This window comes from Hoylesella timonensis 4401737 = DSM 22865 = JCM 15640 (genome assembly GCF_000455445.1).
Taxonomy (GTDB): domain Bacteria; phylum Bacteroidota; class Bacteroidia; order Bacteroidales; family Bacteroidaceae; genus Prevotella; species Prevotella timonensis.
In genome coordinates this window covers 43,102-53,043 of record NZ_HG417098.1, presented here as the reverse complement: position 1 = coordinate 53,043, position 9,942 = coordinate 43,102, and the positions used below count along the sequence as shown (strand labels likewise).

The 9,942-nt window shown below is 40.7% G+C and carries 9 protein-coding genes and 1 pseudogene; all 10 read right to left on the bottom strand.

Annotated elements, in window-relative coordinates; translation table 11 throughout:
• Window positions 1–102 precede the first annotated feature (102 nt).
• Window positions 103–414 (bottom strand): annotated as a pseudogene (locus BN35_RS09385) (Arm DNA-binding domain-containing protein); the annotation flags it as partial.
• A gap of 229 nt (window positions 415–643) precedes the next feature.
• Window positions 644–829, bottom strand: a complete 186-nt coding sequence (locus BN35_RS09380) for a hypothetical protein (RefSeq protein WP_025073007.1) — start codon at window positions 827–829, stop codon at window positions 644–646.
• 115 nt (window positions 830–944) lie between these two features.
• On the bottom strand, window positions 945–2,384 hold the full coding sequence (locus tag BN35_RS09375; RefSeq protein ID WP_028901279.1) for a leucine-rich repeat domain-containing protein: 1,440 nt from the start codon (window positions 2,382–2,384) through the stop codon (window positions 945–947).
• Window positions 2,385–2,481: 97 nt separating this feature from the next.
• Complete coding sequence (locus BN35_RS09370; RefSeq protein WP_025073006.1) at window positions 2,482–3,393, bottom strand: hypothetical protein; 912 nt, start codon at window positions 3,391–3,393, stop codon at window positions 2,482–2,484.
• A gap of 10 nt (window positions 3,394–3,403) precedes the next feature.
• Complete coding sequence (locus BN35_RS09365; protein ID WP_025073005.1) at window positions 3,404–4,507, bottom strand: fibronectin type III domain-containing protein; 1,104 nt, start codon at window positions 4,505–4,507, stop codon at window positions 3,404–3,406.
• 41 nt (window positions 4,508–4,548) lie between these two features.
• Window positions 4,549–5,724, bottom strand: a complete 1,176-nt coding sequence (locus tag BN35_RS09360) for a DUF4856 domain-containing protein (RefSeq protein WP_025073004.1) — start codon at window positions 5,722–5,724, stop codon at window positions 4,549–4,551.
• An 18-nt stretch (window positions 5,725–5,742) separates the two neighbouring features.
• Entirely contained in the window at window positions 5,743–6,375 is a 633-nt protein-coding gene (locus BN35_RS09355) for a hypothetical protein (RefSeq protein WP_025073003.1), read from the bottom strand.
• 26 nt (window positions 6,376–6,401) lie between these two features.
• Window positions 6,402–7,427 carry a DUF4302 domain-containing protein gene (locus BN35_RS09350; RefSeq protein ID WP_025073002.1) on the bottom strand — a complete coding sequence of 342 codons (1,026 nt, stop codon included), beginning with the start codon at window positions 7,425–7,427 and terminating at the stop codon, window positions 6,402–6,404.
• 1 nt (window position 7,428) lies between these two features.
• Window positions 7,429–8,382 (bottom strand): putative zinc-binding metallopeptidase, encoded by a 954-nt coding sequence (locus tag BN35_RS09345; RefSeq protein WP_025073001.1) that lies wholly within the window; start codon window positions 8,380–8,382, stop codon window positions 7,429–7,431.
• Between the two features lie 30 nt (window positions 8,383–8,412).
• Complete coding sequence (locus BN35_RS09340; RefSeq protein ID WP_025073000.1) at window positions 8,413–9,942, bottom strand: RagB/SusD family nutrient uptake outer membrane protein; 1,530 nt, start codon at window positions 9,940–9,942, stop codon at window positions 8,413–8,415.

The window sequence follows — 9,942 nt, the reverse complement described above, 5'->3', positions numbered from 1 at the left end:
GATTTAAATAAAGTTTAACCAATCCTTTTTGAGTAGGGGAGGGGGGCTTACTTTTGGAAAAACAAGACTGAAGCCCCATTTTAGCAGACCTTGGGTGAAATATTCTTTCTTACCCAGATATTCTGATTTGATGCGCTCCAGACATACATCGGGGTTGTCTTCTCATTTTCGATAGATACTCTGCAAGCCATTACGAATGTTGTCCAGTTCAAGATTTGTACTAAGAACGTCGGTTGTACGTCCTTTCAGTTTCTCATTCTCCTTGTCCCATAGTAATTGCTTTACCGCAATTCCTGTGGAACCAAGTGAAAGACGTTCATTATTGAGATAGATTCTTAACATTATTGGTGTCTTTCCATCCTTGTTGACATAGTTGCTTCTAAGATAGAAAGCTGTTCTAAAAATGGTCTTCATACTTGTTTTTTTTAATTGTAGCCAGAAATAGAGAAATTCAGTTTATTCATTTCATTTATAAAAATAAAGTTATGAGTACGCTGATTAAAGCGTACTCACTTAAATGATTATATTGCCACTCTGCCCCAATCAAATCCATTTGCTTCGAATATTTGCCTTATCTCATAGTAGGTGTTGTTGGAAGGCTCACCGTACAGCTCTGTAAGAGCTGCTATGACAATATCGAAACTTAATGCAATATCATGTGGGGGTTAAAGAATTCCTCACGTCCAAAGAATATCACTTCCTTATCCGTCTTTGCTGATACGACGACACCAACGAAAGAATTATCTTTGATATCAATAACTTTTCCATTCACCCAGTCATCCTTCATAGTGAGGTCAGGCGAAATGTGTACTAAATCTCCAATTTTCATTTAATTGATACTTTTAGCATTTATAGTGCAAACTTAAATAATTCCAGGTTTTTATGGCAGTTATTTCCAATAAAATTACTTTAATCTGCCGAGTGGCAGCGTTCGGGTTCTAAACTTATTTTACCATACGCTTGACAACACGTCCATCAGAATACTGAATAATGTGAAGTCCTTTGTCATGCTTGCTTATCTTTCTACCACAAACGTCGAAGTGTATTTTATCTATGATCGACTCATAGACAGACTGCTTCGCAATCCCAGAGGTTGTGATGTCAAGGATTTCGTACATTGTACCTAACGCAACGTTTTTTGTGCTAAAAGCATCTTCAAATTTGTCAATCAAGTTTTTTTCTACATAGACTTTGAGTTTTACGGCCTTAGGTGTAAATACGTACTGGCCAAACTCAGGCATGGCTGAACCAGTAAACTGCACGACAGAAAGTTTTTTGTTGTTTTTGAATGCATAACTTCCTATTCCACCAATTGCCCCTTTGAAGTCAACAGTTTGCAACTCGACACAGTCGCTGAATGCCGACTCTCCGATAGAAAGATTAGAGGCAAGTGAAGTAAATTGCTCAAGTCCAGCATGCTCAAAAGCATATTTGCTTACGTTGGTGAGTCCTTCCGGAAGACTGATTTTCTTCAGGTTTTTGGCATAAGCAAAGGCATACTCGTCTATTTCTCCAACACTTCCAGGTATCTCAAACGAAGTCGCACTGCTGCCTGCAGGATACAGTTGTATTGATATTTTATCGGCATCGTAAAGCACTCCATTGCTGGCACAATAATAGTCATTATCTTCTGCCACCGTGTATGCCGTAACAGCAGTATTGTAAAAAGCTTTTTCCTCTATTTCGGACAATAATGATGGAAGTTCGGAAAGGGTAGCAAGCGAGGTGCAATTCTCAAAAGCTTGTGCACCTATTTTCTCCAACTGTGATGGAAAAGTCACCGAAGTAAGTGATTTGCATCCAGCAAAGGCACACTTACTTATTTCCTTGAGCGAGTTGGGAAGTGCAATTGACGCTAATTTGCCACAATCCTTAAAGGCATTCTCCCTCATGATAGCAACGCTTTGCGGAATGATGCATTCAGTAAGCGAAGTGCAACCGCTGAAAGCGTTTTGCTCAATACTCTTTGTCGTTGTAGGCAATTTTAGTGTTATCAGTGCCTGGCATTGGTAGAACATGTAGGCACTCACCTCGTCATCATAGGCAGGTGCGTAGTATTTGGTAAACATACCTCTCTTTACCTGATAATAATTGCCACCGTTAGCAACAATTTTAGCCCCAGAGAGGTCAAGTGTGGAAAGTTTCCCCTCTGTAGGTTTCCCCTCTATGTCCCTGCCAGCCATCTCGCGAAGGCACAAGATATCGGCACCATTAATACTACCCGATATGGTAAGATCTGTAATGGAGAACTTTTCGGACGAGGTGATTTGTTTTGAAAGTTCACCGGGCTTTTCAACTTTTATTACTTTCTGCGCATGAGACACACTAAACATCAGTAACAACGCCAAGGTTGTTATGCTTTTTCTAATTGTTGAGATTTGCATGTTGTATTGTTATATTTAATTAATAATTTGAATACGTCTTTCTATTGCCAACAGTTATATAGGATAGATGGCAAACATATATTGAAAATTAGATGTATTATTTTTTCTCGTAAGGTATTACAAATTTAAATCCACGCCCAGCAAGTACTACATGGTTCGCCCTGACTTCCTGGACGTATAATTTGCACTTGCCCTCTTTTAGAGAACTGAATTCGTCCGGATAGCGAAAACCGAGCTCAACATCAACATAGGTACCTTGCTGGGGATTTATGATAGCAGGCGTAATCTTGATGGTTTTCTTGGAGGCTGTTGGGTTGGCCTCATTAAATATCCATACACCCACACCTTTGCGATGTACCACCAACGTGTTGCGCATCAAAACGCTTAGACTTCTTGAAGTGGTGCTGTATACTCCCGACTCATCAGCCTCGCCCTTGCATCGCACTTCTACTTTAATTGTTTTGGTTTGATGATCCTGCCCTGTGATGTGGAGATAAGCGTCGCCCTCGCAATAGGTATCTATTTCTATGATGTTGGTCTTGGCGTTCCACTTAACCTTCTTCAGAACACGCATAGGGTCTTCCACGCTCATTTGTGCCATGCCGCCTCCACCATTGACGCTTACTGATCGGCTCTCGTCCCGAGGGAACAATCGTATGACATCCTCGGTAGAGGTAATGTTGGGCACTGTAACATTTATATCCAACTTGCGACACTCATCGCCCGACCAAACAGAGGCATACGTTTCACCCTCCAATATACCTGTAACACGTAATGTATCTTCGTTGATGCTGACGGTAGCCAATTTCGAGTTGTTGACATTGCACTTGTATTTACCAGTCCCACCCTTTAAGATTAATATGCGTGTCGTGTGCGTAAACACATCAATAGATGATAAATTGTTATCCCCTATCAATATTTTAGACGGTTCTAAATCCGACTCATTGTGGCATGCGGTTAACGACATGTCAAGTATTATCACTGATAGCCAAATATATATATGCTTCATGTTGATTAGCTTATTTCACATTTAAGTTATATTCCAAGGTCCAAGCCTTGCCATCACTCTCAATGATGTCCACAACCAATATATGTTTACCCGTTTTGTTGAAAACCAATTTGTATCCGTCGACAGGGACGAATGGGATGCCGTCAAGCGTATATTTAATTTGAGCGTTGACATCATACAAATCGTTGAAAAACAGTTCTATGCTTCGTGGACAATCACCATAGTTCTTGATTTGATAGATGTAAGGAATGCGATTTTCATCCTCCCTGCCTGTCATCATTAATTCTGTGGTAATGTTTTTTTTAGCCACTTTCGACTTCTTTCCGTCAGGCATAATCGTCTGCACGCCTATTTCGTAGGTAGTGTTAGGCTGCAGTTTTTGCAAGATATAGTCGGTGGTGGTTATTGTAGACACCTGTCTTCCATTGAGCAAAACATTGTATTTGATGCCACTGCCTTGCACAGGATGCCACGACATAAAAATTTCGCGTTGTTGTGCAGAAACTTTCACATCATAAGGCATCGGTACATCCTCGGTAATAGTGCTACTTTTTATTTTCTTAAAAACCACATCGTCAATCAATAGATAGTTATTGGCATCGGTATTTTCTTCTTTCATTTCAAAACAAAATCCCGCGCAATCCACTCCTTGCGGAGCGACAAAATCTATAGTTTTTTGTTTCCATTCAGTAGGGGAGGCATCTGTGACCATATCCCTTGAAGTTTTCTTTGCAGTAGTTTTAACTTTGCGCTTTTCTTTGCACCATATCACGGTGGAAACACAATTGGCACGCTGTAACGTCCCTTTATACCAATAGGTAAGGCGATAAGTTGCTCCGCCCTCAATGTTCATATAATAATAGTTGTTGGCTCGGTCAATTATAGATAGCGTATGCGGGATTGCTACTAACTTGACAGCGTGGCTGCCACTATGCGATTGATTAGATTTTTCAATACTTCCCACTGAAAAATACCAACACACAGGTTTCTCATAGATACCGGCGGTGCGCCACTCTTCAAACCCACCGTTCAATATCAAGTTGGGATGTGTTTGAGCTGTTACGTCTAACGTACAACATAGGAACGCCAACAATAATAGTTTATATAAATTCATAGTTTCCTTTTTTCTTTTAACGGTTATCGCATATATGCTTATCATTTTATGCGCTGCTTGATTTGTGCTACAGTATAGGCAATGGATCCAGGGGTAGTGGAATCGCCTTCCAGTCGCTGCTTATCCCACAACCCAGAGTTTTGGGTAAGTGCATCTAAAAGCGTTTGTACCTCATCAAAGGTATATAATGGTTTACCTTCTGTATTCACGGCAAACTGCAACGAGAACACGGCACCATAGGCACGTGACAGGAATACCAAGGCATTGCTTATGTCCTCGTGTAAATTCGCATTTGTCACTTCGCCTGACAGTAACTGTATGGCATGTACAGCGACCACTTTAGACAGTTCTTGCCTAATGGTATGAAGACATGTTCTCATCTCGTCAAATCGATACTCGGTCATGGCCAATCGTCCTGCCGCAAAGGCGTTGTAAAGTTTAATACGACTTCCCTTTAACGCATTGCGCTCATTTTTTTGCACAATGGGCAACCAGTATTGGTAATAACCATAAGCCAAGTCCCAATGATGTTCCAGTTCTGTGTAATTATGTCCGTTTACCAGATTAGAAGCTGCTTGATCTTTCAAAAGTTGTTGGTCGTTGTATAACTCAGGGTTAAGGTGTACATTCAGGATTTTATCCAAATAAATGCTTCCCCTAATCATCTCATAGTACACTTCCGCCACGGCTACACCTTTGGCATTAACAAACGCTAAGTTTTCATCGCCAATATTATAGCCTAAATATCCTCCTTTGCCCATTTGTGCCTTGGTGTTGCGAATATCGGCAGGACGAGGGTATCCATAACCACTCAATGCTCTCGACTCATCGAATAATTGTTGAAAGACTGCGAGTATGCGCTCCCTGTCAACACGGTGAACCATAGATGTAGCTATTTCATCAAATGGCGCTTTGCCATACACTCCTTGCTTGAAATATTCGTTCATCCGCTCTTGCTGTACGACACTTGATATACGTGCTTCTTTCATGAACGAGTGATACACAATATCAGCAGGCTCTTTTAACAGCTCACACTCTAATGTATTAACACTGCTTTCATCATTCCTGACAAACTTATATTCAGGGTCGGGCCATGTAGGCATGATGTACGATGACTCAATGGTTTCGTCTTGCCATGTTGTGCATGATGTTATGGAGGAACACAGTGCCAACCACAGCATGAGCATACAAAAAGGTTTGTTACGTTTATTCTTCATCATTTTATCCCTTTTTCTTTATGGCAATATGATATATCCACAAAATGGATTTTTAATTAAATTGATACCCTCCTCATTTTGAAATTGCTCTACATGCAAAGGACGCACAATGGTAAGTCCATCATTGGATACTGCCGAAATGGTGGCGCGCACAGATGAGTTGCTTGGGCCTCCGCCCTTTACTTGCAAAAACATGGGGAAGCCTGACATGGCTTGAAAAGTAATTTTTTGCTCCTCTCCATTTTTAAGCAATTTTACCTCGCTATCATCAAAACCATAGCTTTTGGTGAAAATGGTTTTCAATGTCTTGTCAGCATCAATGTATCTGATAGTATAAGTTGAGGAAAGTTCACCATCAGGCACTAAGCTGCCTTGTAATTCCTTTTCAAAAAAAGAACAGATCAGGGTTACCGTATAAGTACGCTTCTCACCGCTAATCTCCACCCCCGGGTAGACGTAGCTATGCTCATTCATATCGATGCTTGCCAATTGTAAGGCTTGATCATCGTACGATATTTTTGGTTTTTCTATTCCGTTAAATGGAAATAATTTGTCGTAGTCTTCATCGGCATCGTCGTTTACGGCGGGCGAACATGCTGAGAATAATATCATGGCAAAGGCAGAGAGTGTTATATATAATTTCATTTTCATACTGCTTGTTGTTATCTGTTTATATTTTATTCATTGGTAGGAACGTCTTGAATAACCGCTTTTAAGCCGGTTATTTTTCCTTCTGGGTGCAAATGCTTACTTACTAACCTAATGCTTCTCCATTCGGGATGATACACTTCTACCAATTCAGCTTCGAAATGGTTGTCAACACGCTGAAAATCGGCAAACACCTGTTTGTTGTTCAATCGCAGACCTGCTCTAAAAGTAATACCTTTAGGCGTGCCACAATATCCAGAACCCAACACGGAAAATTCTTTAGGTGGATAGTCTGGGATAGGATTAGGTTTCGTCACCTCCATAAACAGATAATATCTCTGTTTCTCGGTAGTGGCCACGCGTCCACCGTTTCTGCCAAGATAGTAATCGCTCTGAAAGTAAACACGACCGCCTCTGTGTATATATAACTGTGGATTTTTCATTTGCTCAAACACTCGCCTGTTATCGTATGCTTGTTTTACTGCATCGGTAAACTCATGCACATCATGCAAGGGCTTCATCAAAATATATTCGCATGCTGGCTTAAGGTACGAGGCTGTTTTGAATACCAGTAATCCATCTTCATCACGTCCTTGGTATAACCAGTCGCATGCGCCTCCATAACTATCATTAACCAGCTTGTGTATATAGTTTGTGGTAAGAAAAGTAAGTTGGGTGCAACTGTTCGCCCCTATTTTGTATTCGCCCATTATGGAAGTAGCGACACTTTGGGGGTCAAAGTCGGCACGCATCTCTACTTTCCCATGTTGTAAAAAACGCATGGTAAAACAAACACCTCCATAACCATATCTGTCAGTACTGTATTGGTATTCGGCTTTTATTTTATCACTGATGTTAGAAAACAGCAAAGAGTCTGTTTTAGGGAAATACATAACCAACCATCCTGCTTTGTTGTTAACCAGCTCAGTGTTCAATGCCTCAATGGCTTGCCTCTTGCGTTGGGTAGGTGTGTTCACAAATTCTTGTTCTTCATCATGGCAGCTGTAGAAAAAGCAACCAAGTATAGTGAGGAGTATGTATGAAAGATACTTCATCTTATTTTGTATTTAGATATTTATTCAAGGTCCTGACACTTTTAAGTTGCAATGTGAGCAATTTAACGTGCCAGTTATTCCAAGCATACTGCTCGACAAACATTTTTTTTGCCATAAAATCATGATAGGCACGATCGGCCTCTTGTTCGTAGCGTTTATTCACCTCGGGGTCAGAGTCTTCGTCTGGCGTACGTGCTTCATCTTCTGCTTGCTTAAGTCTTGCAGGTGTAGATGTCAAGATAACGCTTAATATCTCTGCCATGTCGTCCTCAGGATTTAGCATGGAAAGATAGCTATAAAATCCACGTTTGTTGGCATATCCCACTAACCCAATATCGTTGTTCGCACCATTTATCTCGGAGAGGAGTTGAGTGTCGGTGATATATTTTCCTTCACTGATGGCGGCAAACTTAGCCCTGTTGTATGGCATCTGCTCTAAGACTCGTTTCATCATCTGGTGATATACGCTGCGAACAAGTCTATGAACTTTCTGCTTGTCGTTTGCATCAAAATCATTAACATGATATATACTCATCTCTACCGGCTGTGACGCAATGTTGTACATGCGCTCAACACCATTCTTGTCTGGATTTCCACCACCATATAATGTAATACGTACTGGCAAACAGTAGTTAAGCAGGCTGCCTTTGCCTTCTATTTGAATATCCCTAAAGGTATCAAAGCATAGAGAGCTAATAGCGTTAAGAACTTGTTTTATGTTTGTAGTGTCAGGAGGATACACATAGACTCCTTTCTGACTATTATTTTTTTGCCACTGATATACCACCTCTGTCCCATACACCTTGGTAAAATGCTGTTCTATCCATTGTGCCGTTTGCGTTTGAGTGGCATTGCTGTCCACAACACTGTCATCTGATAGCGTGTCATGTTGGCAAGACGTTGCCAGTAATGCCCATAGGCCTATATATGCTAAGAAATATTTCTGTATGTTCATTTTTGTTGCTTTATAAATTACCTACCATGTTTATCTAATGGGTTCTTTGCGTTCACGTGGATTAGGAGCCAGTCCTCTGTTTTGTGCTTCTATGGGAATTTGCAATACTTTTCGTGGGTCGTCTTTCTCTAAGGGGAAATAATATTTAGACTTTGTATTACGCTTCACACTCAAATGAAACCTTCTAATGTCTAACCAGCGTAGCCCCTCAGCAAAAAACTCTTTTTGCCTGAAATCGGCAAACAACTTTACCAATGCAAGCTGTTTTAATGTCATGCCATAGAAGGGGGTGTATACATCATAATTATTCTCACTTGTACGCATATAAATATCCCTTTCAACAGTAGGCATAAAGCCAAACTTACCCTGCATATATTGCAGGTAATCATTAATGGCTCTATCATACTGTTTTAGCATCGCATAGGCTTCCATCCGATTAAGCAAAGCTTCGTCTGCAGTAAACAACACATTGCTCACGTAAATTCCTCGAGGTCTTAATCCAATGCTTTCAGTGGTAGACAACTCGTCAAACTTAGTGATATACTTGCCATTTACTATAGGTGATGGTGAATAAACAAAAGGATATGTACCATCAAAGGTCATTTTAGAGAAATCGCCTCCACCTTCGATGCCCCTTTTATTGAATACTTCGTCAACAGTTTGTTTGGTAGCCCCATAACGATCTGTAGGCATTTGTCTCGCCCACCGAGACTCGGTGGTACAGATCAATAAGTTGGAAGCCTCATCGGGAGATGTGTAGCGTGTAAACAAACGCTGACGTTTAAACTCAAACTGCCGTGAATATCCTATCCAATTCCTTAGCATAGTTTTGGGGTCAGCACCTAACACATAATTAGCATATTCCACTACTTGTTGCCATTCACCTTTCATCAGATAAAAACGTGAGGCGAACGTGTAGGCCGCTTTTTTGTTGAAATGATATTTAGGTTGCTTATAATATCTGTCAGTGACTAAAGTAACACCACGTTTCAAGTCGCTTTCAATGCTATCGTATACTTCGTTGACAGTACCTCTGTTATAATTTGTCAGCGCATGTTTCTCGGGTTTGGTAACATAAGGTATACCAGGAGATTGCACTGCATTACCATAAGGCTCTGCCCAGATATTGACCAGCATGAAGTGGAGGTAAGCCCTTAGCAAAAAAGCTTCGCCATATAGAGCCTTGACACGTTCACTCTTAGGATATTTTTTGAGCAACTCCAAAGCCTTGTTGGCCTGCGCAATCCCTTTATAACAACTATTCCAATAATTTAAGGGAGTGTCAATGTCTTCTTGGGTATCATCCTCCCAATAAAACATTTCTTCGTTCAGTTGTGTATGTGTGCCATTTGCTCTGATGTCTACATTATCCGTACGAGGTTCTAAAAAAGGAATGTAGCTTGCCTCTGGATAAGCTCCTGCAAGTAATTGGGCAATTCCTTCTTCATTGTCTATGTTTACATCAATGTCCGAATCGGGAATTTTGTCCAAATAGTCGTTACAGCCACATAGAGCTAAAGTGGCAAAAACTAAGACATATTTATATAGATAGTATTTCAT

Coding starts and splice junctions, on each gene's coding strand:
- BN35_RS09380 (WP_025073007.1), bottom strand. CDS start 829: ATGAAAATTGGAGATTTAGTACACATTTCGCCTGACCTCACTATGAAG.
- BN35_RS09375 (WP_028901279.1), bottom strand. CDS start 2,384: ATGCAAATCTCAACAATTAGAAAAAGCATAACAACCTTGGCGTTGTTA.
- BN35_RS09370 (WP_025073006.1), bottom strand. CDS start 3,393: ATGAAGCATATATATATTTGGCTATCAGTGATAATACTTGACATGTCG.
- BN35_RS09365 (WP_025073005.1), bottom strand. CDS start 4,507: ATGAATTTATATAAACTATTATTGTTGGCGTTCCTATGTTGTACGTTA.
- BN35_RS09360 (WP_025073004.1), bottom strand. CDS start 5,724: ATGAAGAATAAACGTAACAAACCTTTTTGTATGCTCATGCTGTGGTTG.
- BN35_RS09355 (WP_025073003.1), bottom strand. CDS start 6,375: ATGAAAATGAAATTATATATAACACTCTCTGCCTTTGCCATGATATTA.
- BN35_RS09350 (WP_025073002.1), bottom strand. CDS start 7,427: ATGAAGTATCTTTCATACATACTCCTCACTATACTTGGTTGCTTTTTC.
- BN35_RS09345 (WP_025073001.1), bottom strand. CDS start 8,382: ATGAACATACAGAAATATTTCTTAGCATATATAGGCCTATGGGCATTA.
- BN35_RS09340 (WP_025073000.1), bottom strand. CDS start 9,942: ATGAAATACTATCTATATAAATATGTCTTAGTTTTTGCCACTTTAGCT.